This window comes from Streptomyces sp. NBC_01314, from assembly GCF_041435215.1.
Classification (GTDB): Bacteria; Actinomycetota; Actinomycetes; order Streptomycetales; family Streptomycetaceae; genus Streptomyces.
On record NZ_CP108394.1, the window covers coordinates 5,004,793 to 5,030,532 of the forward strand.

15 protein-coding genes, 1 tRNA gene and 1 pseudogene are annotated in these 25,740 nt (G+C 70.6%); 5 read left to right on the forward strand and 12 right to left on the reverse strand.

Annotated features, from left to right (window positions below; all coding sequences use genetic code 11):
• Positions 1 to 35 precede the first annotated feature (35 nt).
• The 4 genes and pseudogenes from OG622_RS21870 to OG622_RS21885 form a co-directional block, all read left to right on the forward strand.
• Positions 36 to 779, forward strand: a complete 744-nt coding sequence (locus OG622_RS21870) for an SDR family oxidoreductase (RefSeq protein WP_371578314.1) — start codon at positions 36 to 38, stop codon at positions 777 to 779.
• Positions 779 to 1,999, forward strand: a complete 1,221-nt coding sequence (locus tag OG622_RS21875; RefSeq protein ID WP_371578316.1) for an aspartate transaminase — start codon at positions 779 to 781, stop codon at positions 1,997 to 1,999. The genes OG622_RS21870 and OG622_RS21875 overlap by 1 nt, the downstream gene beginning before the upstream one ends.
• A gap of 34 nt (positions 2,000 to 2,033) precedes the next feature.
• Positions 2,034 to 2,711, forward strand: coding sequence for a 4-carboxy-4-hydroxy-2-oxoadipate aldolase/oxaloacetate decarboxylase (locus OG622_RS21880; RefSeq protein WP_371578318.1), 678 nt, complete (start codon positions 2,034 to 2,036; stop codon positions 2,709 to 2,711).
• Positions 2,712 to 2,814: 103 nt separating this feature from the next.
• Positions 2,815 to 3,652: pseudogene (locus OG622_RS21885) on the forward strand (tyrosine-type recombinase/integrase); the annotation flags it as partial.
• Between the two features lie 47 nt (positions 3,653 to 3,699).
• On the opposite strand, the gene OG622_RS21890 reads toward OG622_RS21885, so the two are convergent.
• The 12 genes from OG622_RS21890 to bldG all read right to left on the reverse strand — a co-directional run bounded on the left by OG622_RS21890 (position 3,700) and on the right by bldG (position 23,097).
• A tRNA-Thr gene (locus OG622_RS21890) sits at positions 3,700 to 3,773 on the reverse strand.
• A gap of 123 nt (positions 3,774 to 3,896) precedes the next feature.
• A complete protein-coding gene (locus OG622_RS21895; RefSeq protein WP_371578320.1) occupies positions 3,897 to 5,483 on the reverse strand; it encodes an alpha/beta hydrolase in 1,587 nt (528 codons plus the stop codon).
• Positions 5,484 to 5,607: 124 nt separating this feature from the next.
• Positions 5,608 to 6,810 carry a DNA polymerase III subunit delta' gene (locus tag OG622_RS21900; RefSeq protein WP_371578322.1) on the reverse strand — a complete coding sequence of 401 codons (1,203 nt, stop codon included), beginning with the start codon at positions 6,808 to 6,810 and terminating at the stop codon, positions 5,608 to 5,610.
• 371 nt (positions 6,811 to 7,181) lie between these two features.
• Positions 7,182 to 10,493: a dTMP kinase gene (gene tmk / locus OG622_RS21905; RefSeq protein ID WP_371578324.1), complete on the reverse strand. Its 3,312-nt coding sequence runs from the start codon at positions 10,491 to 10,493 to the stop codon at positions 7,182 to 7,184.
• Positions 10,494 to 10,731: 238 nt separating this feature from the next.
• Positions 10,732 to 13,563 carry a type I DNA topoisomerase gene (gene topA, locus OG622_RS21910; RefSeq protein ID WP_371578325.1) on the reverse strand — a complete coding sequence of 944 codons (2,832 nt, stop codon included), beginning with the start codon at positions 13,561 to 13,563 and terminating at the stop codon, positions 10,732 to 10,734.
• 307 nt (positions 13,564 to 13,870) lie between these two features.
• A complete protein-coding gene (locus tag OG622_RS21915) occupies positions 13,871 to 14,068 on the reverse strand; it encodes a hypothetical protein (protein WP_371578326.1) in 198 nt (65 codons plus the stop codon).
• A gap of 99 nt (positions 14,069 to 14,167) precedes the next feature.
• Positions 14,168 to 16,462, reverse strand: a complete 2,295-nt coding sequence (locus OG622_RS21920) for a protein kinase (protein WP_371578327.1) — start codon at positions 16,460 to 16,462, stop codon at positions 14,168 to 14,170.
• A 404-nt stretch (positions 16,463 to 16,866) separates the two neighbouring features.
• Entirely contained in the window at positions 16,867 to 18,399 is a 1,533-nt protein-coding gene (locus tag OG622_RS21925) for a methyltransferase (protein ID WP_371578328.1), read from the reverse strand.
• A 264-nt stretch (positions 18,400 to 18,663) separates the two neighbouring features.
• Complete coding sequence (locus tag OG622_RS21930; protein ID WP_371578329.1) at positions 18,664 to 19,269, reverse strand: small secreted protein; 606 nt, start codon at positions 19,267 to 19,269, stop codon at positions 18,664 to 18,666.
• 208 nt (positions 19,270 to 19,477) lie between these two features.
• Entirely contained in the window at positions 19,478 to 21,883 is a 2,406-nt protein-coding gene (locus OG622_RS21935) for a sodium-translocating pyrophosphatase (protein ID WP_371578330.1), read from the reverse strand.
• 339 nt (positions 21,884 to 22,222) lie between these two features.
• A complete protein-coding gene (locus OG622_RS21940) occupies positions 22,223 to 22,648 on the reverse strand; it encodes an ATP-binding protein (protein WP_371578331.1) in 426 nt (141 codons plus the stop codon).
• Positions 22,649 to 22,755: 107 nt separating this feature from the next.
• The gene (gene bldG / locus OG622_RS21945) at positions 22,756 to 23,097 is read right to left on the reverse strand and encodes an anti-sigma factor antagonist BldG (protein ID WP_005475923.1); all 342 of its coding nucleotides are present in this window, start codon (positions 23,095 to 23,097) and stop codon (positions 22,756 to 22,758) included.
• A gap of 83 nt (positions 23,098 to 23,180) precedes the next feature.
• On the opposite strand from bldG, the gene OG622_RS21950 reads away from it, so the two are divergent.
• Positions 23,181 to 25,646, forward strand: a complete 2,466-nt coding sequence (locus OG622_RS21950; RefSeq protein ID WP_371578332.1) for a DEAD/DEAH box helicase — start codon at positions 23,181 to 23,183, stop codon at positions 25,644 to 25,646.
• Positions 25,647 to 25,740 lie beyond the last annotated feature (94 nt).

Below are 25,740 nucleotides of genomic sequence, written 5' to 3' on the forward strand. Positions count from 1 at the left end.
CCCACCCCCCACCACCTCTCTCCAGGAGCACCCGCATGCCCTTTTCCGACTACAAGACCGCCCTGGTGACGGGAGCCTCGACCGGAATCGGAGCGGTGGTCGTCGAGCGGCTCGCCAAACAAGGGCTCGAAGTCCACGCCGTCGCCCGTAACGCCGAGCGGCTCGACGACCTCGCCCGGCGTACGGGCTGCACCCCGCACGCCGTCGACATCACCGACACCGCCGCCCTCGCCGAGACCCTGCGCGGCCTCAAGGTCGACGTCCTGGTCAACAACGCCGGAGTCTCCCGCACCGGAAACATCCTCACCGCCGACGAGTTCGCCGTCGACGAGCAGATCGCCGTCAACATCCAGGCCGTACTGCACCTCGTGCGCCTGATCATGCCCGGAATGGTCGAACGCGACCTCGGGCACATCGTCAACATCAGCTCGATCGCCGGCGTCTACAACTTCGGCGGCAACACGATCTACCACGCCACCAAGGCGGCCGTGCACACGCTCTCCCGTCAACTCCGAGTCGACGGATACGGCCGCCGGATCCGCGTCACCGAGATCTGCCCGGGCCGGGTGGAAACGGAGATCTTCGGCCGTCTCCTCGGCGACATGGAAGAAGCACAGCGGCAGTTCTACGACGGCTACGAGTCGCTGAAGCCGGAGGACATCGCCGACGCCATCGACTTCGCGATCGACTCACCGCGCCACGTGAACATCGGCCATGTGGAGATCCTGCCGACGTTCCAGGTGCCGGGCGGCCTCAACTTCGAGCGGAGGGAGGGCTGATGGCAGGCACTTCGACCACTTCCGGCGTGGCGGAGCGCGTACGCCGCATCAAGCCGTCGCCGAGCACCGCGGCCGCCCAGCGCGTACGTGAGCTGAAGGCGCGGGGTCTCGACATCCTCGATCTCACCGTCGGTGAACCGGACTTCGACACCCCCGACCATGTGAAGGCCGCCGCGATCGAGGCGATTCGGCAGGGGGACACCAAGTACACCCCGGTCAACGGGACACCGGCGCTGCGGGCCGCCATCGCGCACAAGCTGGCGGAACGCCACGGACTCCACTGCTCCGACGACCGGATCACAGTCGGCGGCGGAGCGAAGCAGGTCATCTTCCTCGCGCTGATGGCCACCCTGAACGCGGGCGACGAGGTCGTCATCCCCACGCCGTACTGGGTGTCGTACCCGGACATGGTGCTCGCCAACGACGGCACACCGGTCATCGTGCCCTGCCCCGAAGCGGACGGCTTCAAGCTGACCCCGCAGCGGCTGGAGTCCGCGATCACCGCCCGCACCCGCTGGGTCATCCTCAACACCCCGGGCAACCCCACGGGAGCCGCCTACACGGTCGACGAACTCCACGCGCTGGCCGACGTGTTGCTCGACCACCCGCACGTCCAGGTACTGACCGACGAGATCTACGACGAGATCTGGTACGAGCCGGGCCAGGTCCCCAGCCTCGCCGCCGCCGAACCACGACTGACCGACCGGGTGTTCCTCACCAACGGCGTCTCCAAGACCTACGCGATGACCGGCTGGCGCATCGGTTACGGAGTCGGCTCCGCCTCATTGGTGGCGGCGATCAACACCCTCCAGTCGCAGATCTCGTCGTGCCCGTCGTCGATCAGCCAGGCCGCCGCGGCCGCCGCGCTCACCGGAGACCAGGACTTCGTACGCGAGTGTGTCGCCGTCTACCGCGGCCGCCGCGACGTGACGGTGAAGCTGGTCAACGACATCCCGGGCCTGTCCTGCACGCCACCCAGCGGCGGCTTCTATGCCTTCGTCAGCTGCGCAGACGTACTCGGGAAGCGGACCCCCACGGGCGAAGTGATCCGCACGGACGAGGAGTTCACCCGCTACCTGCTGGAGTCACAGCAGGTAGCGGTGATCCACGGCGGCGCATACGGCGCACCGGGTTACTTCCGTATCTCCTTCGCGACGTCGGCCGACGTCCTCACCGAGGCCTGCGAGGGCATCGCCCGCGCCTGCGCGGAACTCTCCTGACCTCTCTGACCTTTCAGGCCCCTGGAGGAGCGACATGGTTCTTCACGTCAACACCAAGTTCGACCGGCCCGATCCGGCGCTCATCGCGCAGCTGAGCACATACTCCGCCGCCACCATCCACGAGGCACAGGGCCGCCTCGGCGCACTCGACTCGACGATCAAACCGGTCGACTCCGCCATGTCCCTGTGCGGCCCCGCGTTCACCGTGCGCTGCGCGCCCCGCGACAACATCATGCTTCAGGTCGCCATCGCCCACGCACAGCCCGGCGACGTCATCGTGGTCTCCGCCGGCGAGTACGCGGAAGCCGGCTCCTTCGGCGACGTCCTCGCAAACGCCTGCGTGGCCAAGGAACTTGGCGGTCTGGTCACCGACACCGGCGTCCGCGACACCCAGGAGCTGCGCACGCTCGGCTTCCCGGTGTTCTCGTACAGCGTCTGCATCAAGGGCACCGTCAAGGAGACCATCGGGCCGATGGCCGAACCGGTACTGATCGGCGGCGAGATCATCCGCCCCGGAGACGTAGTACGTGCGGACGCCGACGGCGTCGTGGTCGTACGACGCGAGGACGTGGCCGACGTCGTACGCAAAAGCCAGGAGCGCGTCGACGCCGAAGACGCGTACATCGCCGCCTACCGCTCCGGAAAGAGCGTGATCGAGGTGAGCAACCTGGCCGCGGTACTTGAAGCCAAAGGACTGGTCATCGACGCGTAGTGCTTCTTGGACGCGACCTCCGCCGCGTGGGCTACCCAGTCCCCGCCGCTGGCCCGCTGCCGCTGCACGGTCGCCCGAGCGGTGAATTCTGAGGGTGCGCGGTCAAGGCCCAGCCTTCCTGGAAGCCGCCGCCAAGCGCCCCACCTTCATGCGCTGGTGTGTGGGCGTCGGCATGGGCCGACAAGGGGAAGCCCTGGGCCTGCGCTGGCCTTACGTCGACTTCGAGGCGGAGCTGTTCCACCCCCCAGTGGCAGCTTCAACGCCTCACCTGGCGCCACGGCTGCACGGACATCCACGCCTGCGGCGAACGCCTCCATCGGTTCGAGCCGTGCCCGCCGGACTGTCGTACGCACAAGAACTACAAGCGCGGTTGCCTCAAGCCGTGCCCGAAGGACTGCCGGAAGCACGCCACCGCATGCCCCGAGCGCAAGAACGGAGGACTGGTCTTCACCCGACCCAAGACCAAGAAGAGCACCAACCCCGTGCCGATCCCGCCGCCGTTCATCCCGTACCTGATCGAACACAAGGCGCAGCAGGAAGAAATGCGCGCCGCCGCCGGCGACGAATGGCAGGAGCACAACGCACTCTTCACCCGCCCAGACGGCCGCCCCCTCGACCCCCGGACGGACTGGTCAGAGTTCAAAGAACTGCTCGCCGAGGCTGGCATCGACGACCGCCGCCTGTACGACGGAAGCCGCCACACCGCCGGCACGATCCTCAACGAACTCGGGGTCGACATGCCCACGATCATGGAGATCCTGCGGCACACCCAGATCAGCCAGACCCGGAGGTACGTGAAGGGCCGATCTCACCTCTCCAAGGACGCGATGCGCCGCATGGGCGACCACTTCATGCCCACGCCGGAACCCGCCACTGAGACCACAACTGAGACCAGGGACCGCAAGGCAGTACGCGCTCAGCGTCGTCGCCGCATCCGGTAAAAGCAAAAGCCCCAGGTCACGGCGAGTGAGTCCTGAGGCTTCTACAGAGCCGCCTTCGGGATTCGAACCCGAGACCTACGCATTACGAGTGCGTTGCTCTGGCCATCTGAGCTAAGGCGGCGCGCCGTCCGCACCATGGTGCGATCAGCAACGCCGGTAAGTCTACACAGTTTCCGGGGTGCTCCGAGCCAGGGGCCGGAGCCCCCCGGGACGGGCCCGGACGGGCTGGCGGCCCGGTCGGCGTTCAGGAGGCTGAGCAGCGCTTTCCATCGGCCGGGGGCGTGCCGCGGAGGAGGTAGGCGTTGATCGCGGAGTCGACGCAGGCGCTGCCGCGGCCGTAGGCGGTGTGGCCGTCGCCGTCATGGGTGAGGAGGCGGGCGGAGGAGAGCTGCGACGCGAGGGCCTGGGCCCAGCGGTAGGGGGTGGCGGGGTCGCGCGTGGTGCCGACGACGACGATCGGGGCGGCGCCCTTCGCTTCGATACGGTGCGGTCCGCCCGTCGGCTTCACCGGCCAGTACGCGCAGTTCAGGGAGGCCCACGCGAGGGCCCGGCCGAACACCGGGGACGCCTTCTCGAACTCGGGGAGGGCTCGTTCGACCTCCTCGGGGGTGTTGTAGGCGGCCGGGAGGTCGAGACAGTTCACGGCGGCGTTGGCGTACATCAGGTTGGAGTAGGTGCCGTCGGGGCCGCGTTCGAAGTAGCTGTCCGAGAGGGCGAGCAGACCGGCGCCGTCGTCCTTCCCGATTGCCTCGGTGAGCGCCTGGCGCAGCCGGGGCCAGGCGCCCTCGTCGTACATCGCCGCGATCACCCCCGTGGTGGCCAGGGACTCGCCGAGCCGTCGGCCACCCGCGTCACCGGTCGGGAGCGACCGCGTGTCCAGCCGCTCGAAGAACGCGCGCAGATTCTCGGCGACCCGTGCGGGCGTACTCCCCAGCACACAGTCCTTCCGCTTCACGCAGTCCTTCGCGAACGCCTGGAACGCCGTCTCGAAGCCCGCCGTCTGCTCCTGGTTGAGCCGGTGGGCGGGCAGCGTCGGGTCCAGCGCGCCGTCCAGCACCAGCCGGCCGACGCGCTCGGGGAACAGCCCCGCGTACGTCGCCCCGAGGAACGTCCCGTACGAGGCGCCGACGTACGTCAGCTTCTCGTCGCCCAGGACGGCCCGCAGGATGTCCATGTCCCGGGCCGCCTCGACCGTGGAGACGTGCCGCAGCAGCCGCGGCGCCCGCTGCCCGCACCCCTCCGCGAACCGTTTGTACGCGGCGACCAGCTCCCCCGTCTCCCCCGTGTCGTCCGGGGTGAGGTCCGTCTGCGTGTACGTGTCCATCTGGCGCCCGGTGAGACATTCGACCGGCTCGCTGCCGGCCACGCCCCGGGGGTCGACGGCCACCATGTCGTACCGGGCCCGCACCTCGGCCGGGTAGCCGATGCCCGCGTACCCCTGCACATACCCGACGGCCGACCCGCCGGGCCCGCCCGGATTGACCAGCAGGGAGCCGAGCCGCTCACCCGGCCCGGTCGCCTTCCTCCGCGAGACGGCCAGCCTGATGTCGCCCTCGCCCGGCTGCGCGTAGTCGAGGGGCGCCTTCATCGTGGCGCACTGGAAACCGGGGATCTCGCAGTCGCGCCAGCTCAGCTTCTGCTCGTAGTACGAGGTCAGCACCGACGGTGTCGCCCGGGGCAGCGCGCCGAGGGCGGGCCCCCCGTCCACCGCCGTGGCCGCCGTACTGGAACCGCCGGAGGAGCAGCCCGCGGCGAGCAGCGCGACGGCAGCGAGCAACGCGCCGCCGGCCCGCAGGGGCCGATTCGGCCGGGAAGTACGCCTGGTGTACATCTCGCGAGCGTAACCAGAAGCACTCAATTGATCACGAACAGCAACGAATGCTCCTCGTACGAGTGACACAGTCAACCGAACGCTCCACGGACCGCTGGACGCTCGCCGCCCGGCCCCCGTCACGTCACCCGGCCCTCAGCGCCATCGTCATCGCCTCCACGGCCAGCAGGGGCGCCACGTTCCTTTCCAGCGCCTCCCGGCAGGCCGCGATCGCGTCGATCCGCCGCAGGGTCGACTCCGGCGTGCCGCCCCGCGCCATCCGCTCCAAGGTGTCCTGCACCTCGACATTGGCGAGCGCGACCCGCGACCCCAACTGCAGGACCAGAACATCCCGGTAGAACCCGGTGAGCTCGGTCAGCGCGAGATCCAGGCTGTCCCGCTGCGACCGCGTACGCCGCCGCTTCTGCTTGTCCTCCAGGTCCTTCATCACCCCCGCCGTACCGCGCGGCATCCGCCCGCCCTGCGCGCCCATCGCCGTCCGCAGCTCCTCGGTCTCCTTGGTGTCGACCTCTTCGGCCAGCTGCTTCGACTCCTCCGAAGCGGCGTCCACCAACTCCTGCGCGGCCTTGAGACACCCCCCGATGTCCTCGACCCGCAAAGGCAGCTTCAGCACGGCGGCCCGGCGCTCCCGAGCCCGCGGATCGGTGACCAGCCGCCGGGCCCGCTCGATGTGCCCCTGGGTGGCCCGAGCAGCCACCGCGGCAGCCTCCGGCTCGATGCCCTCACGCCGTACGAGCATGTCCGCGACGGCGTCCACCGACGGTGTGAGCAGCCCGACATGCCGGCACCGCGACCGAATGGTCGGCAGCACGTCCTCCAAGGAGGGTGCGCACAGCATCCACACCGTCCGTGGGGCGGGCTCCTCCACGGCCTTGAGCACCGCGTTCGCCGACTTCTCGTTCAACCGCTCGGCGTCCTCGACGAGGATCACCTGCCACCGCCCGTTCGCCGGCGACGTGAACGATTTCCGCACCGTGTCCCGCATGTCGTCGGCCAGAATCTGCGTGCCCACCGCCGCCACGGTGCTGACATCCGCGTGCGTCCCCACCAGCGCCGTATGGCACCCGTCACAGAACCCGCATCCCGGACTCCCGCCGAGTGCCCGGTCCGGACTCACACACTGCAGCGCCGCCGCGAACGCCCGCGCCGCCGTGGTCCGCCCCGACCCCGGCGGCCCCGTGAACAACCACGCGTGCGTCATCTTCGACGCCTCCGGAGGGGCGGTCCCGGTCATCGCCGCCGTGACGATCGCGTCCGCATCCCGAGCAGCCGCATCGAGCTGACCACTCAGCCGCTCCTGCCCCACCAGGTCGTCCCACACGGCCATGACCCACCACCCTCCGTCCCACAAGACCTCACCACGCCCCATTGTGCGCGCCCCCACCGACAACCCACCCCGCGCACGACCACACCCCACCACCGGTGCCGGCCACGTCACGAAGCCGAATCAGCCGCCCACGCACGGAAGGGGCCGTGCCGGTGCATCAAGCCCGTCGCATACAGCGGCCCAGAGAAGTCACCCGGATCGATCCAACCCCGAGCAGTAGGGCACCAAGCGACGGGCTGACGCACCGGCACGGCCCCGACCCACAGGCAACCGCACGCGAACGCCGGCTCAGCCCAGCTCACCGGCCAGCACACGAGCCGTGCGCACACGAGCCCCCGCCCGCGAACCATCCGCGCACAAGCCGGCTCAACTCACCGACGCCGCCGACCCCAGCCCCGCCCGTCATCGGCGTCGTCCTCACCATGCGGCCCCAACAGCTCGTCCGCCAGCGTGGGCAGATCGTCCAGGGGCGTCTCCTCGGCCCAGTCCGACCGGGGCCGCCGCCGCGGCGCCCCCTGCTCGTCGACCTGCGGAAGCTCCCGCGTCCGCCCCTCCGCCCCGTCGGGCCCCGGCCGCTCGTCCCGGAAGTACCCCGGCGGCACCCGATCGTCGTGCACCGGCGGCAGTACAGCCGTCTCATCGGCCGCCCCCGAAGGCACCGGCGGCAGCACCGCGGTCTCATCCTCCGCGGCCGCCCCCGAAGAAGGCACCGGCGGCTTGGGCAGCTTCGCCGTCGTCTCGGAGTCCGCCCCACCGGACGAACCCGCCGCACCCGGCCCATCCCCCCGCACCGGAGGCAACACGGCCGTCTCGTCCGCAGGCCCACCCGACGCGTTCGTCGGCGTCACAAGCGGCGTAGCCACCGTGACCGCATCGTCGCCCCTCGAAACCCCGGCAGAGCGCCTGCGCCCGGCCTCGGCAACACGCCCAGCCTCAGCCTCAGCGGCGGCCCGAGCATCCCGCCCAGCCTCAGCAGCACGCTCCGCCGCAGCCCGAGCCCCCCGCTCGGACTCCGCCGCGGCCTCGGCCTCAGCCCGCTCCGCCGCGACCCTCTCCGCCTCGACCCGAGCCGCCCGCTCGGCCTCCGCCGCGGCGGCCACCCTCCGAGCATCCTCGGCCCGGAGCAATGCCTCCTCGGCCTTTCGCTGCTTCTCCAGGCGGAGCGCTTCCGCCTCCGCCCGCAACCGCTGCTCCTCCGCGGCCTGCTTGCGACGCCGTTCCTCCTCGACCCGCCGCCGTTCCTCCTGCTCGGCACGGGCCTTCTCCTCCGCGAGGAGCCGCGCCTGCTCCTCCTCGGCACGGCGACGCGCTTCCTCGGCTCGCTGCCGGGCCTCCTCCGCCTGCCGCTCCGCCTCGCGCCGCTGAGCCTCCTCCAGCTCGCGCCGCTTGCGCTCCTCCTCCTCGGCCCGCAGCCGCGCGAGCTCCTCCTGACGCTCCCGCTCCAGCCGCTCTTCCTCGGCCTTCCGCGCGGCCTCTTCCTCGGCCTTGCGCCGCGCTTCCTCCTCGGCCTTGCGCCGGGCTTCCTCCTGCGCCTTCACCTCGGCCTCGGACAGCGGCAGCAGCACGTCGAGCCGATGCCGGACCACCGTGGTCACGGCCTCGGGATCCTGCGCGGCGTCGACCACCAGATACCGACCGGCATCCGCGGCGGCCAGCGTCAGGAAGCCCGCCCGCACCCGCTCGTGGAACTCGGCCGGCTCCGACTCCAGCCGGTCCGGAGCCTCGGTGAACCGCTCCCGCGCCGCCTCGGGCGACACATCCAGCAGCACGGTCAGATGAGGCACGAGTCCGGCGGTCGCCCACCGCGAGATCCGGGCGATCTCCGTGGGCGAAAGGTCCCGCCCGGCCCCCTGATAGGCCACGGACGAATCGATGTACCGATCGGAGATGACGACCGCGCCCCGCTCCAACGCGGGCCGCACCACGGTGTCCACGTGCTCGGCACGATCCGCCGCGTAGAGAAGCGCCTCTGCCCGGTTCGACAGCCCGGCACTCGACACGTCCAGCAGAATCGACCGCAGCCGCTTGCCCACCGGAGTGGCCCCCGGCTCCCGCGTCACCACGACCTCGTGTCCCTTGGCCCGGATCCACTCGGCGAGCGCCTCGACCTGGGTGGACTTCCCGGCCCCGTCACCGCCCTCCAGAGCGATGAAGAACCCGGTCCCGGCGGGTGCCTGTGCCGGGTCGTCGCCCTTCAGCAACGCGTCCCGCAGATCCTGCCGAAGCGGCACGCCGGACCGGTCGTCGACCTTGGCCAGCACCAGCGCGGCCACGGGCAGCAGCAACGCGCCCACCAGCATCAACGTGAACGCCGCACCTCCGTGCGCGAACACGAACCTGCCGCTCTCCAGCCGGTGCGGCCCGATGACGGCGGCGACCAGCGGAGCGACGATCACCGCCAGCGCCACGAACACCCGGACGACGGCATGCAGATGCTCGGTGGTTCGCGCCCGCCGGAAGTCCTCGGCCTCCTGGTCGAGCAGCGTGTGCCCGGTGTTGGCGGCGACCCCCGCGCCGACACCGGCCAGCCCCAGGATCAGCACCACACTCGTGACATCCGGCGTCAGCCCCGCGGCGAGCAGCGCGACACCGGTGAAGGCGATCGCGAGGGCGAGCAGCCGGCGCCGGGACAGCGAGGGCAGCACGGACGGCGCCCGACGGATCCCGACGACCACGCCACCCGTCAGCGCGACGACGAACAGCCCGTACAGCACCGGCCCGCCGCCCAGGTCCTTGGCGTGCAGCACGGCGACGGCGACAGCGGCCGCGACCGCACCGGCGACCGCGCCGCACGCCGGCACCAGGAGCGGGATCGCACCCGTACGGCCCTTGTCCACACCGGTGCCGGTCTTGGGCCGGCGCAGCCCCTCCAGCGGCGACCGCGCGCGCGGGGTGCGTGTCTTAGGCAGTTCGAGGAAGGTCACCAGGGACAGCGAGGCGGCGAACAGCCCGGCGGCGACGTACGAGGCGAGCGCGGCCTGGTGCTGCCCGAACCAGTCGAGGCCCGCGCCCAGCAGATTGTTGAGCAGCGACGCGACGACGAGGACGGTGGCCGCGAGAGGCACGGCGACGAATCCCGTACGCAGTGCCAGGCGCCGCAGCGCGTCCATGTGGTCCGGCAGCGGCCGTACGGTCGCGCCCTCGGGCGGCGGCGCGGGCAGCAGCGCGGGCGCCGCGCTCTCCCGGCAGATCGTCCAGAACCGTTCGGCGACACCGGCCACGAACGCGGTGACCAACAGCACCGCGAGCGCGTTCTCCGGCGTCCAGTCGATCCACAGGGGTGCGACGATCAGCAGCAGGACCCGCACCCCGTCCGCGCCGACCATGGTCCAGCGACGGTCGAGCGGCCCCTCCTGCGCGGTCAGCGAGGTGAGCGGCCCGAGGAGTACGGCCCCGAAGAGCAGTGTCGCGAGGGCACGCGTACCGAAGACGGCCGCGACCGTCAGGGCGACGCCCCGGTATCCACCGCCGAAGGAACCTTCGCTGATCGCCGCCTGGAAGGCGAGGAGCACCAGCACGAACAGTGCGAGCACATCGCCCACACCGCCCACGAGCTGTGCGCTCCACAACCGTTTCAGCTGAGGTCGGCGCAGCAGCGCCCGCACGGCGCGCTCCCTGGAATCCACTACCAGGGCGTCGTCGGAGGCCGGGTTGTGGGCCGTCGGCTGCTCGGCTCGCATCATGCTTTCAGCCTATCGGCACCCACCGACACTCCGAAGCAGCGCCCGAACGCACGCACGCCGCACAACCAAGTCGCACAAAACCCGCACACCTTCAGCAAAACCAAGGCGACCCATTTCAGCCACCCTCGGCACCACCGCCCCCAAAGGGGCGCGGGGAACTGCGCGACCAGCCACACTCGGCCCGCAGCCGCAGAAGCACCCGCGCCCGTACCCGCGCCCACACCCCCGAGCGACTTGGCTAGGCGCCTTCCCCAGCCGCCGTCGTCTTCTTCGCGGGAGCCGCCTTCTTGGCCGCGGCCGTCTTCGAAGTCGCCGTCTTCTTGGCAGCGGTCTTCTTCGCCGGCACAGCCTTCTTCGCGGCAGTCTTGGTCGCCGTCTTCTTCGCGGGCGCCTTCTTCGCCGTCTTCTTGACGGGAGCCTTCGCCCGCTTCTCCGCGAGCAGCTCGTACCCGCGCTCGGGCGTGATCGTCTCCACGCTGTCCGCGGACCGCAGCGTCGCGTTGGTCTCGCCGTCGGTGACGTACGGCCCGAAGCGGCCGTCCTTCACCACGACCGGCGCCTTGCTGACGGGGTCCTCGCCCAGCTCCTTCAACGGCGGCTTGGCGGCGGCCCGCCCGCGCTGCTTGGGCTGGGCGTAGATCGCCAGCGCCTCTTCAAGGGTGATCGTGAAGAGCTGGTCCTCGGTCTGCAGCGAACGCGAGTCCGTGCCCTTCTTCAGATACGGCCCGTACCGCCCGTTCTGCGCGGTGATCTCCTGGCCCTCGGCGTCGGCGCCGACGGTCCGCGGCAGCGACATCAGCTTCAGCGCGTCGGCCAGCGTCACCGTGTCCAGCGACATCGACTTGAACAGCGAGGCCGTACGCGGCTTGACCGCTTTCTTGCCGGTCTTCGGGGTGCCCTCGGGGAGCACCTCGGTGACGTACGGGCCGTAGCGGCCGTCGCGGGCGATGATCTGGTGACCCGAGACCGGGTCGGCACCGAGCTCGAAGTCACCGCTCGGCTTGGCGAGCAGTTCCTCGGCGAATTCGACGCTCAGCTCGTCCGGGGCCATGTCCTCGGGCACGTCCGCCCGCTGGTGCCCTTCGGAGTCCTTCTCACCGCGCTCAACGTACGGGCCGTAGCGCCCGACACGCAGCATGATGCCGTCGCCGACGGGGAAGGACGACACCTCGCGGGCGTCGATCGCACCCAGGTCGGTGACCAGTTCCTTCAGACCGCCGAGGTGGTCCCCGTCGCCGTTGCCGGCCTCGGCCGCGGTGCCGTTCGCCCCCGTGCTCCCGCCGAAGTAGAAGCGCTTGAGCCACGGCACCGCCTGGGCCTCGCCGCGCGCGATGCGGTCGAGGTCGTCCTCCATCTTGGCGGTGAAGTCGTAGTCGACGAGCCGTCCGAAGTGCTTCTCCAGCAGATTGACCACGGCGAAGCTCAGGAACGACGGCACCAGGGCCGTGCCCTTCTTGAACACGTATCCCCGGTCGAGGATCGTGCCGATGATCGACGCGTACGTCGACGGGCGGCCGATCTCCCGGTCTTCGAGCTCCTTGACCAGCGACGCCTCGGTGTAGCGGGCCGGAGGCTTGGTGGCGTGCCCGTCGACCGTGATCTCCTGGGCGGAGAGCGCGTCACCCTCGCCGACCTGCGGCAGCCTGCGCTCGCGGTCGTCCAGCTCGGCGTTCGGGTCGTCGGCGCCCTCGACGTAGGCCTTGAGGAAGCCGTGGAAGGTGATCGTCTTGCCGGAGGCGCTGAACTCGGCGTCCCGGCCGTCGGAGGCGGTGCCACCGATCTTGACCGTGACGCTGTTGCCCGTCGCGTCCTTCATCTGGGAGGCGACTGTCCGCTTCCAGATCAGCTCGTAGAGCCTGAACTGGTCGCCGGTCAGGCCGGTCTCGGCGGGCGTGCGAAAACGATCACCCGAGGGGCGGATCGCCTCGTGCGCCTCCTGCGCGTTCTTGACCTTCGCGGCGTACGTCCGCGGCTGGGCCGGCAGGTAGTCGGCGCCGTACAGCTGCGTGACCTGGGCGCGGGCGGCGTTCACGGCGGTTTCGCTGAGCGTCGTGGAGTCCGTACGCATATAGGTGATGAAGCCGTTCTCGTACAGCTTCTGCGCCACCTGCATCGTCGCCTTGGCCCCGAAGCCGAGCTTGCGCGAGGCCTCCTGCTGCAGCGTCGTCGTGCGGAAGGGGGCGTACGGCGAGCGGCGGTACGGCTTGGACTCGACGGACCGGACCGAGAACCGGGTGTTCTCCAGGGCGGCGGCCAGCGCGTGGGCGTTCGCCTCGTCCAGGTGCAGGATGTTCGCGCCCTTGAGCTGCCCGACCGAGTCGAAGTCACGGCCCTGGGCGACTCGGCGGCCGTCGACGGACTGCAGACGGGCGACCAGGGACGACGGGTCGGAGGCGTCACCGGCGCGGCCGGTCGCGAAGGTGCCGGTCAGGTCCCAGTACTCGGCCGAGCGGAACGCGATCCGGTCGCGCTCCCGCTCCACGACGAGCCGGGTCGCGACGGACTGGACGCGGCCCGCCGACAGACGCGGCATGACCTTCTTCCACAGGACCGGCGAGACCTCGTAGCCGTAGAGGCGGTCGAGGATGCGGCGGGTCTCCTGGGCGTCGACCAGCTTCTGGTTCAGCTCGCGCGGGTTGGCGACGGCGGCCTGGATCGCGGCCTTGGTGATCTCGTGGAAGACCATCCGCTTGACCGGGACCTTGGGCTTGAGCACCTCCTGGAGGTGCCAGGCGATGGCCTCGCCCTCGCGGTCCTCATCGGTGGCGAGGAAGAGTTCGTCGGACTCCTTCAGGAGGTCCTTGAGCTTCCTGACCTGCGCCTTCTTGTCCGCGTTGACCACGTAGATGGGCGCGAAGTCATGCTCGACGTCCACGCCGAGGCGGCGCACCTCGCCGGTGTACTGCTCGGGCACCTCCGCGGCGCCGTTGGGAAGGTCGCGGATGTGCCCCACGCTCGCCTCGACGATGTAGCCGGGGCCGAGATAGCCCTTGATCGTCTTCGCCTTGGCAGGCGACTCGACAATGACGAGTCGGCGGCCGCCCTTCGAGGTCTCGCTGGTCGGGGACAACTTCGCTCTTCTCTCCGGTCGACGCTGGGGTTCCCCGGGCTTGCGTCCCGGGGCGGGCCCCCGGAATGCCGTTGCCTCGCACGGGGCTCGGCGGCCGGCCCGGGGGTCGGGTCATGCTGACGCTGCGGAGTGTGACGGTACATCCCGCCCCCGTGTCAAACGGGAAAAGCCCGCAACGGCCACTCGAACGGTAACCCGACTACCGCCATTCCTGCCGCCCGGCGTGTTCAGCGATCCCTTCGGTCCTATGCGGAGGGTCACATCCCGGTCGCCCGGCGCGCTCCCCGGACCGGCTCACCGGGCCCGCTCAGATCCGCGTGAGGCACCACGCGCCGAGCACGAGGGCGGTGACCGCCGCGACGCTCGCGAGCGTCGCCGACAGCGCGGGCCGCACCCCTTGGGCGACCGGCTCGCCCCGGCGCAGCCGCGTCACGGTCCACAGCAGCAGCCCGCCCCCGAACAGGGCGAACACCACCCCCGCGAAGATCGCCGGTCCGCTCTCCATGTCCCGTCCTCCCACCCCTCGACTGCCCCGGGACGGGAGGCTGGCACGGACGGGAAGCGGGCGCGCGAACCCCAGGTGAACGCGAGGCGTCCGGGGCCCTCAGACCGAGCCGGGCGTGGATATCTTCCCTGTCGTCCTCGACACGTCGGCGTTGCGCACCGTGCACACCACCTTGTTGAAGCCCTTCTTCCACTCCTCTTTGTCGGACACCCATCCCGACACGATCAGGTCAGCGCCGGGCGCCCAACTCGACTCGAACCTGTTGGTGCACAGCTTTCCCCCTTCGGCGAGGGCGCCGTCGAAGGTCATGTTGGCGGGTGCCTGGACCGATCCGACGACCTGGTCGGTGTGCGCTTCGGCACAGTCGGTCAGTGGGGCGTCGTACCCCTCTTCCTCCCTCGTGGTGTAGTCCCAGCAGTCGCCGACGGCCATCTGAGTGGGCCACAGGTTCATGCCCACGTCACGGAACCGGCCCACCTCGCCACCGATCGGGACGTGCTTGCCGAGTACGAGACACGCCGTGCCGCCCTTGGCCGCGGCGAAGCCCGCCTTCGTCGGGACGAGCGCGTAGACCCCCGCGTCGGGCAGGGCCTCGGCCATCGCGTCGGCCTGGCTGGCGCAGCGCCGCGCGCCGCCTGCCTTGGCGTCGGCATGGTCCGACGCCGTCTCCATCGCCACGACCTGCCCGTCCGGCCAGTCCTCGTCGCAATCCACCACCCCGAGGTCGGGCACCGACGCGAACGCCGCCCCCGTCCAGACCGCCTTGACGCAGTCCCCCACCTCCAGCGGCTTCTTGAGGGCCGCCTGCTCGCCGTAGGGGTACTCCGAGCCCGGCTGCGACACGAGCGCTTCCGGGGTGTCGGAGGGCTTGGGATCCGGATCGCCCGTCAGGTTCACCGCGGCCCAGGTCCCGCCGCCCGCCACCAGCAGCACGGAGACCACGATCGCGAGGATCGCCGCCGCGGGCATCTTCCGCTTCGGCCCACCGGGCGGCGGCGGTCCTCCGGCCGTGATGGTCGGATACCCCGCGTTCCCCGGCGGCTGGGCCCCGCCGCCTCCGTACGGCGTCGACGGGTTGGCCGCGTAGGGGAGGGTGCCGCCGTACGCCGGCGCCTGGCCGCCGCCGCCGTACGGCGTGGGCCTGCCGCCCCCGTACGGGTTGTAGCCGGCGTAGGGACTCCGTGGCTGCTGCCCCTGCTGCCACGGGTCGTACGGTGACGGGCCGCCCGCCGGGGTGTTCGGGGTGTTCGGCGCCGAGGGCGACGCGCCGGGTGTGTGCGGGGCGCCCGGGGTCTGTGGTGTGTACGGCGTGTGGGGTGCGCCCGGTGTGTTCGGTGTGCCTCCGAGGCCGTGCTGCCCGGCGGCCACGTACCCGGGCGGCGCACTCGCCACGTACCCCGGGGGCGCACCGGCGGCCGCGTGACCGCCGGGCGTACCCGGTGTACCGGGCGTACCGGGAGCCGGGCCGAAGCTCCCGGGCGCCGACGCTGGGGTGGTTCCCCAGCCCGGTGGGGTCGGCTCGCCGCCCGCGCCGGCCACCCGCTCCAGTCCGCGTGCCGCCGCCTCCGGCGACAGCCGGCGCACCGGGTCCTTGATGAGCAAGCCGTGCAGGACGGTGGCCAGTTCACCGGCGCGGGCGGGCGGCGTCGGCTCCTCGCCGAGAAGGGCCGTGAGCGTCGCGTACTCGCCGTGCCGGTCGAAGGGGCCGCGCCCCTCGACCGCCGCGTACAGCGTGGCGCCGAGCGAGAACAGGTCGGCGGCCGGAGTGGGCGGCTCACCCCGTGCGCGCTCCGGGGCCAGGTATCCGGGGGTGCCGAGGATGCCGGCGGTGGCGGTGAGCCGGGGTTCGTGGGACTCCGGCTGCAGCGCGATGCCGTAGTCGGTGAGCAGTACGCGCGCGTAGGGGTCGCCCGAGGCGTCGGCGGCCAGCAGGATGTTGGCCGGTTTCACGTCCCGGTGCAGTATGCCGATCCGGTGTCCCGCCGTGAGCGCGTCGAGGACGGCGAGCCCGATCCGGGCGACCTGCGAGGGCGGGAGCGGCCCGCGCTGCCGTACGACCGCCTGGAGATCGATCGCGTCCGGCACGTACTCCATGACGATCCACGGCAGGCCGTCGTGGAGCACCACGTCGTGGACCGTCGCCACATGCGGGTGTCCGCGCAGCCGCGCGGCGTGCCGGGCCTCGCTGCGGGCCCGCGCGATGCGCTGGGCGGGCTCGGTCGAGTCCATGGGGACATCGGGCATGGAGATCTCCTTCATGGAGACCTCGCACGCCAACTCCTCGTCGTACGCGAGCCAGACCCGGCCCATGCCGCCCGCGCCCAGAGTGCGCAGTAGTCGGTACCGGTCGTTGATGAGCCTTCCCCGGCCCTCCGCCGGCATAGCCCCCGCCATCGCGACCCCCCGATCCCCCAGAGACAGCGCGTGCCTCCCCCGAGGACACGTCGAATCCGTCTCTTGAAAATAGCTTCGCACGCACCACTGACAGGAGCCCTTTTACGTATCAATCCAGGCAGAGGAGACACACGCGCCCCAGGGGTGCGCCCACGCCTCACACGTCACGGGGACGGGCGCCGCGCGGGGTACCAGTACCGTCATCGGACGGTACGGAAATGGTCACCGGGTCCGCGAATCCCTGCGGGTCCGCGAGTCCTGCGCGGTTCGTGCGAACCGTGCGCGGTACGCGAATCCGTGCGGGGCCGCACATCCGTGCGGGGCCACTCGCCGCTGCCGGTCCCTGCTCGCGGGGGCCGCACCCTTCTCGCCAGTGCCGCAGCCTCCTCATCCGCCCCGGCGGTTCACCGAGCCGGTTCGATGAACCCCTGTTCGACGAGGAGCCTGATCTGGACCGGTGTCCGGTCGCGCAGCGCCACCGCGTCCTCGCCGACGAGCTGGGCGATGGCGTCCAGAATCCGCCCCGCGCTGAGCGTGCCGTCGCACACACCGGCGAATCCCGCGCCGACCGTGTCCACCTTCGTGGCCCGGCGCATACCCCGGTTCTGACGCAGCACCACATGCTCGGGGTCCTCGGCGCCGGGCAGTCCGACCTGCTCCTGGACGACCTCGGCGGCGAGTCGGAAGTGCGCGGCGAGGAGCGCCGCGTCGTCGTTCGCCCGCAGGTAGTCGACGCGCGCGAAGTGCTGCCGCACGGTCTCGCCGAGCGGCTGTTCGATCGAATGCGGCCACTCCTCGACGGTGATCGAGGGTTCGGAGTCCGCGACAGCCGCCTTCCGCAGCGTGATCCACCCGAACCCGACGCTCTTCACCTTCCGCGCCTCGAACTCGTCGAGCCACGCGTCGTACCGCGCCTGGTACTCGGCCACGTCACCACGGTGGTCGCCCGCGTCCCGCAGCCACAACTCCGCGTACTGCGTGACGTCCTGGACCTCCCGCTGCACGATCCACGCGTCGCACCCGCGCGGCACCCACGACCTGAGCCGCTCCTGCCAGTCCTCCCCCTCCACGTGCTGCCAGTTGGCGAGGAACTGCGCGAACCCACCGTCGTTCAGCCGCACCCCCGCCTGCGAAACGAGCGTGCGGCACAGATCGTCCCCGCCCATCCCGCCGTCGCGGTACGTCAGCCGGGCACCGGGCGAGATCACGAACGGCGGATTGGACACGATGAGGTCGTACGTCTCGTCGGCCCGGACCGGTTCGAAGAGAGAGCCCTGACGCAGATCGGCCGCCGGGGCTCCGGATAGCGCCAGCGTGAGCGCCGTGATGTGCAGCGCGCGCGGGTTGAGGTCGGTCGCGGTCACGCGCGTGGCGTGCTGCGCGGCGTGCAGCGCCTGGATGCCGGAACCGGTCCCGAGGTCGAGGGCGGCCCCGACAGCCGTCCGCACGGTGATCCCGGCCAGGGTCGTGGACGCCCCGCCGACCCCCAGCACCACACCCTCGTCCTGGCTCCCGATCCCCCCGGCCCCGCCAACCGCGCAGCCCAGGTCGGACACGATGAACCAGTCCTCACCACCGGGCCCGCCGTACGGCCGCACGTCGACGGCGGCGGCGATCTCGTCGCCGCCCGCACCGACGCGAACGAGCCACCCACTCTCCACGCACGCGTCAACAGGCAGCACACCTTCCACGCGCGCGTGGGGAACCGCCTGCTGCAACAGGAACAACCGCGCAAGCGCCTCCAGTGCCGTGTCCCCCCGCGTCGCCCTGAGCGCCGGCACGACCTCACTCCGCGCCAGGGCCGCGTACGCGGAGGCACCGAGCAGCTCAAGAAGCCCGTCGGCGGTGAAATCCACGCCGAGCAGCGCGTCACGCAACCGGGCAGCTACGTCGGACCGGTCGACAGAGGGCAGAGAAGACAGCCTGGAGTCACTCACACCGCTCAGCGTAGCCGCGCATCGTGACCCGGCTCAGCTGCTGGCCACCGCGCCGTCGGAGCGGCGCCCACCCCACAGCGGCAGGACCGAGTCACAGGCGTAGCTGCGGCAATCGTGCGGCTGGGGCGGCACGGTGGGCGCGGCGGCACCTCGTACCGCCCAGCCGTCGAGCCGCGGAGCCCGCCCCTGCCCGGCACCGACCGCCGGGCGCCTGTCCGGCCCCCGGCGCGGTCACCCCACGGCCGGCAAAAAACCCGCTCAGCTCTAGGTCGAAGAAGCCGGCGCCGAAGCCACCCCGGAGGAGGTCGCGGACTTGCAGCTCTGCTGATCGGCCATCGCCTGCCCCACCTCCCCCTTCTCCAGCTCCTTCAGCGCGTCGCTCCCGGTCTTGCTCAGCTTCTCCAGCTCGGTGGCGACGCCTTCGAGCCCGTCCGCGAACTTCGCCTGGTCCTTCGTGTTCAGCGCGTCCGACTTCTTCTTCAGCTCCCCGTACGCCGTCGACAGCTGGTTCAGTTCGGCGACCGCGCCCTTCTGCTTCTTCGCGCCCTCCTCGACATCGGGCGCCCCGGCCTGCTGAATGGCCGTCGCCATCGCCTTGTACGCGTCGGAGATGTCCTGGAAGCCCTGGGAGTCGGCCTTCTGCACGTCCGCCGGTGCGCTGTCGTCCGAGGTCTCCTTCTGGATCGAGGCGTTGGCCGCCGCGATCTTCTTGATCTGCGGCTGCACGGAGTCGCAGACCTCCTTGGCCCAGGAGTTCAGCTTGTCGTTCGTCTCGTCGTCGCCGCCGCAGCCGGACAGCGCCAGTACCAGTACCGCACCGCCGGACAGCGCGGCCGCGAGCTTCTTGTTCACCGGATTGGTCCCTTCCATGGCTCTCGGCCCCGGAACATACACGGCACCTGGGCGACACCTGTGTGCCGAGCACCCCCAGTGCACCCTTTTGTAACTGTTTGCACCAAGAGAGAGAAGGCTCACGGAGAGCTGTCGGCAGATACGGAAGCGGGCGGACGACGCGTCAACACGCGCTGTCCGCCCGCCTCTTGAACTGGGGCCCTCGCAGGCCCGTTCGTAAGACCGCCTACGAAACCACCGCTGGATCCGCCGACTTGGCCACTCGTTCGGAGTTGTCTTCGTCACCCACGGCGATCCCGCGCCGCTTGGACACGTACACAGCCCCGACGATCACGGCGATCGAGGCCACCGCGATGGCGACGCGCAGCCCGACGCTCTTGTCCTCGCCGTAGCTGAACTGGACGACCGCGGGCGCGATGAGCAGCGCGACGAGGTTCATCACCTTCAGCAGCGGGTTGATGGCCGGTCCCGCCGTGTCCTTGAACGGGTCGCCCACGGTGTCGCCGATGACGGTCGCGGCATGGGCCTCGCTGCCCTTGCCGCCGTGATGGCCGTCCTCGACGAGTTTCTTGGCGTTGTCCCACGCGCCACCGGAGTTGGCGAGGAACACCGCCATCAGCGTCCCGGTACCGATCGCCCCGGCGAGATACGCGCCGAGCGCTCCGACCCCGAGTGTGAACCCGATCGCGATCGGCGCCATGACGGCGAGCAGACCGGGCGTGGCCAGCTCCCGCAGGGCGTCCTTGGTGCAGATGTCGACGACCCGGCCGTACTCGGGCTTCTCGCTGTAGTCCATGATCCCGGGGTGCTCGCGGAACTGCCGCCGCACCTCGTAGACCACCGCGCCCGCCGACCGCGAGACCGCGTTGATCGCCAGCCCCGAGAAGAGGAAGACGACCGCGGCGCCCGCGATGAGCCCGACGAGGTTGTTGGGCTGCGAGATGTCCATCATCAGGTTCATGGGCGCGCCTTCGCCGGAGACCTTCTCGCCGACGTCGTTCGCGGCCGTGAGGATCGCGTCGCGGTACGAGCCGAAGAGCGCGGCGGCCGCGAGTACGGCCGTGGCGATGGCGATGCCCTTGGTGATGGCCTTGGTTGTGTTCCCGACGGCGTCCAGGTCGGTGAGCACCTGAGCGCCCGCGCCCTCGACGTCGCCGGACATCTCGGCGATGCCCTGCGCGTTGTCGGAGACCGGCCCGAACGTGTCCATGGCGACGATGACGCCGACCGTGGTGAGCAGACCGGTGCCGGCCAGCGCCACCGCGAACAGCGCGAGCATGATCGACGTACCGCCGAGCAGGAACGCCCCGTACACGCCGAGGCCGATCAGCAGGGCGGTGTAGACGGCCGATTCGAGACCGATGGAGATACCGGCGAGGACGACGGTGGCCGCGCCGGTCAGTGAACTCTTGCCGATGTCCCTCACGGGACGCCGGGTGGTCTCGGTGAAGTAGCCGGTCAGCTGCTGGATCAGCGCGGCCAGCACGATGCCGATGGCCACCGCGAGGACGGCGAGGACCCGTGGGTCGCCGTCGTGGCCCGCGATCGCCGTGTCCGTGACGCCTTCGAGGTCGGCGTACGACGACGGCAGGTAGGCGTAGACGGCGATGGCGACGAGCACCAGCGAGATCACCGCGGAGATGAAGAAGCCGCGGTTGATGGCGGACATTCCGCTGCGGTCGGTGCGGCGGGGTGCCACCGCGAAGATACCGATCATCGCGGTGAGCACGCCGATCGCGGGCACGATCAGCGGGAACGCGAGCCCGGAGTCGCCGAACGCCGCCTTGCCGAGGATCAGCGCGGCGACCAGCGTCACGGCGTACGACTCGAAGAGGTCGGCCGCCATGCCCGCACAGTCGCCGACGTTGTCGCCCACGTTGTCGGCGATGGTCGCGGCATTACGCGGGTCGTCCTCCGGAATGCCCTGCTCGACCTTGCCGACCAGGTCGGCGCCGACGTCGGCGGCCTTGGTGAAGATGCCGCCGCCGACCCGCATGAACATGGCGATGAGCGCGGCCCCTAGGCCGAAGCCCTCCAGCACCTTCGGCGCGTCGGCCGCGTAGACGAGGACCACGCAGGACGCGCCGAGAAGGCCGAGCCCCACCGTGAACATCCCGACGACGCCGCCCGTGCGAAATGCGATCTTCATCGCCTTGTGCGAGACGGCGGTGAGATCTTTTTCCGGCTCGCCTTCCGCCGGTGTCGCTTCCCGGGCCGCCGCGGCGACGCGCACATTGCTGCGCACGGCGAGCCACATACCGATATAGCCGGTGGCCGCCGAGAACGCCGCGCCGATCAAGAAGAACACCGACCGTCCGGCGCGCTGATTCCAGTCGTCCGCGGGCAGCAGCAAGAGCAGGAAGAACACGACGACGGCGAATACGCCTAGCGTGCGCAACTGCCGTGCCAGATAGGCGTTCGCGCCTTCCTGGATCGCCGTCGCGATCTCCTTCATGCTGTCGGTGCCCTCGCCCGCCGCGAGGACCTGGCGCACCAGGACCCCGGCGACGGCGAGCGCCGCCAGTGCCACAACGCCGATCACCATGACGATGATCCGGTTGTCGTCGGTCAGTACCGCGGCTGCGAAGTCCGTGGTCTGGTCAAACCTTTGAGGGGTAGAAAGCCCCGCCATTCGTCCTCCTTGACGCTTGGGCTGAGCTCAAGATGTGGACGGATTCTAGGGAGCAGAACCTGATCAAAACAGTGCACGGCAAGCGGAATTGGCCTTCACATGCTGTCCAGCAAAAGATCCGCGCACGACCACGTTACTCGAAAGAAGTAACGCCTCAAAGGCATTGACGCTTGATCAAATAATCGCGTGATTGATCGTGAATTCCTTCACGAATTCCGGTGTTCCTATGAACGGCGATCGGAATAAATGCCGAATAAAAGCGAAGGGCCCTGCTCAGCAGGGCCCTTCGCGGTACTACTTGAAGTTGAGAAGATCGGGTCGATCGGGCGATCGGGTCGATCAGGGCAGCGCGGCGATCGACGGCGTCGTCGGCCAGGTCATGCGGATCAGCCCGCCGTTCTCCCCGGCAGAGACCTCGACGTCGTCGACGAGACCGCTGATCACCGCGAGGCCCATGTCGTCCTCCTCGATGTCGTCCGCGTCGACGCCGGCGCCCGAGTCACCGGGCACGGCGTGCGGCGCCTCGTCGCCGACCTCGATGGAGAACTGCTTCTCCTCCTCGATCAGCGACACCTGCACAGGCGCCGAGATACCGCCGCTCTGATGCAGTCCGACGGCACGGGTGCACGCCTCGCCGACGGCCAACCTGACCTCGTCGAGGACGGCCTCGTCCACTCCGGCCCTGCGCGCCACCGCTGCCGCCACGAGTCGGGCGGTCCGGACGTGCTCGGGCAGCGCGCTGAAGCGGAGTTCAACGGTGGCCATGCATCCCCCTCAGAACTACGGGCGTGCTGTCGGAGGGCCGGGCCCATGGGCCCGGACCCCCTCACTTGTCTCGTGCCGTTCCGGACGCGGGGCCCGGGCGAGCGTGATCAGTCGGTGGCCGCCACCGCTTCGTCGACCGAGGTGTGAATCGGGAACACCTTGGTCAGACCGGTGATGCGGAAGATCTTCAAAATCCGCTCCTGGTTGCACACCAGGCGCAGCGAGCCCTCATGGGCCCGTACGCGCTTCAGGCCGCCCACCAGCACGCCGAGCCCGGTGGAGTCGAGGAAGTCGACGCCCTCCATGTCGACGACGAGGTGAAAACTCCCGTCGTTGACCAGCTCGACCAGCTGCTCACGCAGCTTGGGCGCGGTATAAACGTCGATTTCGCCACCGACCTCGACGACCGTACGATCGCCGACAGTACGGGTCGACAGGGACAGGTCCACGGATCCTCCAGCACCTTGCTATCGAGCGTTCGCCCCTCGGGACACCTCGGCTTGAAAGCCCCCGGGACGGTTCGCCAGCCGCGATGGCATTCAATCACTTACCGGCAGGCGTGCACGACGCCTTGGCTCCATTGTCCGTCACGCCGGTGACACACTCGATGCCGATGGCCAAGAATCACCGATCCGATCGATCCCCGACGGACCCCGCCTCCAGCCCCTCGCCGAGCACGGTCCTGGACCGGCTTGCCTCGGGGCCGAGCCGGGCTTCGCGCATCACTCATACGGAGCATGTGCCCCCGCGTGCGGGCCGCCATGCCGTCTGGCCCGACCGGATCCGGTCGGAAGTCATCGCCGCCGTGCAGGCCGCGGGAATCGAACATCCCTGGGCCCACCAGGCACGCGTCGCCGAGCACGCGCTGGACGGCGACTCGGTCGTCGTCGCCACCGGAACCGCCTCCGGCAAGTCGCTGGCCTATCTCGTCCCGGTCCTCTCACGCCTCCTGGACGGCTCCGAGGCCCCCAACGGCCGTGGGGCGACCGCGCTCTACCTCGCCCCCACCAAAGCCCTCGCGGCGGACCAGCTGCGATCCGTGAAAGAACTTTCACAACCTCTCGGAAACGCCGTACGTCCGGCCGTGTACGACGGCGACACCCCGGTCGAGGAACGCGAGTGGGTGCGCCAGTACGCCAACTACGTCCTCACCAACCCCGACATGCTGCACCGCGGGATACTCCCCTCCCACCCCCGCTGGTCCTCCTTCCTGCGCGCCCTCAAGTACGTCGTCATCGACGAGTGCCACACCTACCGCGGCGTCTTCGGCTCCCACGTCGCCCACGTGCTGCGCCGCCTGCGCCGCCTCTGCGCCCGCTACGGCGCCGAGCCCGTCTTCCTGCTGGCCTCCGCCACCGCCGCCGAGCCCTCGGTCGCCGCCCGCCGCCTCACCGGCCTCCCGGTCACCGAGGTCGCGGACGACGCCTCACCCCGTGGGGAACTGGTTTTCGCCCTCTGGGAGCCCCCGCTCACCGAACTCCACGGCGAGAAGGGCGCCCCCGTCCGCCGCACCGCCACCGCCGAGACCGCCGACCTCCTCACCGACCTGACCGTCCAGGGCGTCCGCTCCGTCGCCTTCGTACGCTCCCGGCGCGGCGCCGAACTGATCTCGGTGATCGCGCAGGAACGCCTCTCCGAGATCGACCGCTCTCTCGTCCGGCGCGTCGCCGCCTACCGCGGCGGCTACCTTCCCGAGGAACGCCGCGCCCTCGAACGTGCCCTGCACTCCGGGGAACTTCTCGGCCTCGCCGCCACCACCGCCCTCGAACTCGGCATCGACATCTCCGGTCTGGACGCCGTCCTCATCGCCGGCTACCCGGGCACCCGCGCCTCCCTGTGGCAGCAGGCCGGCCGCGCCGGACGCGCCGGCCAGGGCGCCCTCGCCGTCCTCGTCGCCCGCGACGACCCGCTGGACACCTTCCTGGTCCACCACCCGGAGGCCCTGTTCGGCCAACCGGTGGAATCGACCGTCCTCGACCCCGACAACCCGTACGTCCTCGCCCCCCACCTCTGCGCCGCCGCCGCGGAACTGCCCCTGACGGACGAGGACCTCGACCTGTTCGGGCCGGCCTGCGAGGAACTGCTGCCGCAGCTGGAGGCCGCGAAACTGCTCCGCCGCCGGGCCAAGGCCTGGCACTGGACGCGCCGCGAACGGGCCGCCGACCTGACCGACATCCGGGGCCAGGGCGGCCGCCCCGTCCAGGTCGTCGAGACCGGCACGGGCCGACTCCTCGGCACGGTCGACGCGGGCGCCGCCCACACCTCCGTCCACGAGGGCGCGGTCCACCTGCACCAGGGCCGTACGTACCTGGTGCGCGAACTGGACCTGGAGGACTCCGTCGCCCTCGTCGAACAGGCCGACCCGCCCTATTCGACGGTCGCCCGCGACACCACCGCCATCTCCGTCCTGGAGACCGACACCGAAGTCCCCTGGGGCGTCGGCCGGTTGTGCTACGGCTCCGTCGAAGTCACCAACCAGGTCGTCTCCTTCCTCCGTCGCCGCCTCATCACCGGCGAGGTGCTCGGCGAGACCAAACTCGACCTCCCTCCTCGTACGCTGCGCACCCGCGCCGTCTGGTGGACCGTCACCGAGGACCAGCTGGACGCGGCCCGGATCAACCCCGAGATCCTCGGCGGCGCCCTGCACGCCGCCGAACACGCCTCGATCGGCATGCTGCCCCTCTTCGCGACCTGCGACCGCTGGGACATCGGCGGCGTCTCGGTCCCGCTCCACCCGGACACACTGCTCCCGACCGTCTTCGTCTACGACGGCCACCCCGGCGGCGCGGGCTTCGCCGAGCGCGCCTTCCACACCGCGCGCGCCTGGCTCACCGCCACCCGCCAGGCCATCGCCTCCTGCGAGTGCGACGCCGGCTGCCCGTCCTGCATCCAGTCCCCCAAGTGCGGCAACGGCAACGACCCGTTGCACAAACGAGGCGCCGTACGGCTGCTGACCGAACTGCTCAGGGCAGCGCCCGACGCTCCGCCGCCGGCCTGAGCGCCTCAGGACTCGGAGCCGACCGGGATCTGGCGCACGACGGTCGTACGCGGCTGATCACGCGGTTCCCCGCGCCCCTTGGGCGGCATTCCTC

Bases quoted from the DNA above. Each gene is read 5' to 3' on its own strand.
- OG622_RS21870 (WP_371578314.1), top strand. From the start codon at position 36: ATGCCCTTTTCCGACTACAAGACCGCCCTGGTGACGGGAGCCTCGACC.
- OG622_RS21875 (WP_371578316.1), top strand. From the start codon at position 779: ATGGCAGGCACTTCGACCACTTCCGGCGTGGCGGAGCGCGTACGCCGC.
- OG622_RS21880 (WP_371578318.1), top strand. From the start codon at position 2,034: ATGGTTCTTCACGTCAACACCAAGTTCGACCGGCCCGATCCGGCGCTC.
- OG622_RS21895 (WP_371578320.1), bottom strand. From the start codon at position 5,483: ATGTACACCAGGCGTACTTCCCGGCCGAATCGGCCCCTGCGGGCCGGC.
- OG622_RS21900 (WP_371578322.1), bottom strand. From the start codon at position 6,810: ATGGCCGTGTGGGACGACCTGGTGGGGCAGGAGCGGCTGAGTGGTCAG.
- tmk (WP_371578324.1), bottom strand. From the start codon at position 10,493: ATGATGCGAGCCGAGCAGCCGACGGCCCACAACCCGGCCTCCGACGAC.
- OG622_RS21915 (WP_371578326.1), bottom strand. From the start codon at position 14,068: ATGGAGAGCGGACCGGCGATCTTCGCGGGGGTGGTGTTCGCCCTGTTC.
- OG622_RS21920 (WP_371578327.1), bottom strand. From the start codon at position 16,462: ATGGCGGGGGCTATGCCGGCGGAGGGCCGGGGAAGGCTCATCAACGAC.
- OG622_RS21930 (WP_371578329.1), bottom strand. From the start codon at position 19,269: ATGGAAGGGACCAATCCGGTGAACAAGAAGCTCGCGGCCGCGCTGTCC.
- OG622_RS21935 (WP_371578330.1), bottom strand. From the start codon at position 21,883: ATGGCGGGGCTTTCTACCCCTCAAAGGTTTGACCAGACCACGGACTTC.
- OG622_RS21940 (WP_371578331.1), bottom strand. From the start codon at position 22,648: ATGGCCACCGTTGAACTCCGCTTCAGCGCGCTGCCCGAGCACGTCCGG.
- OG622_RS21950 (WP_371578332.1), top strand. From the start codon at position 23,181: ATGGCATTCAATCACTTACCGGCAGGCGTGCACGACGCCTTGGCTCCA.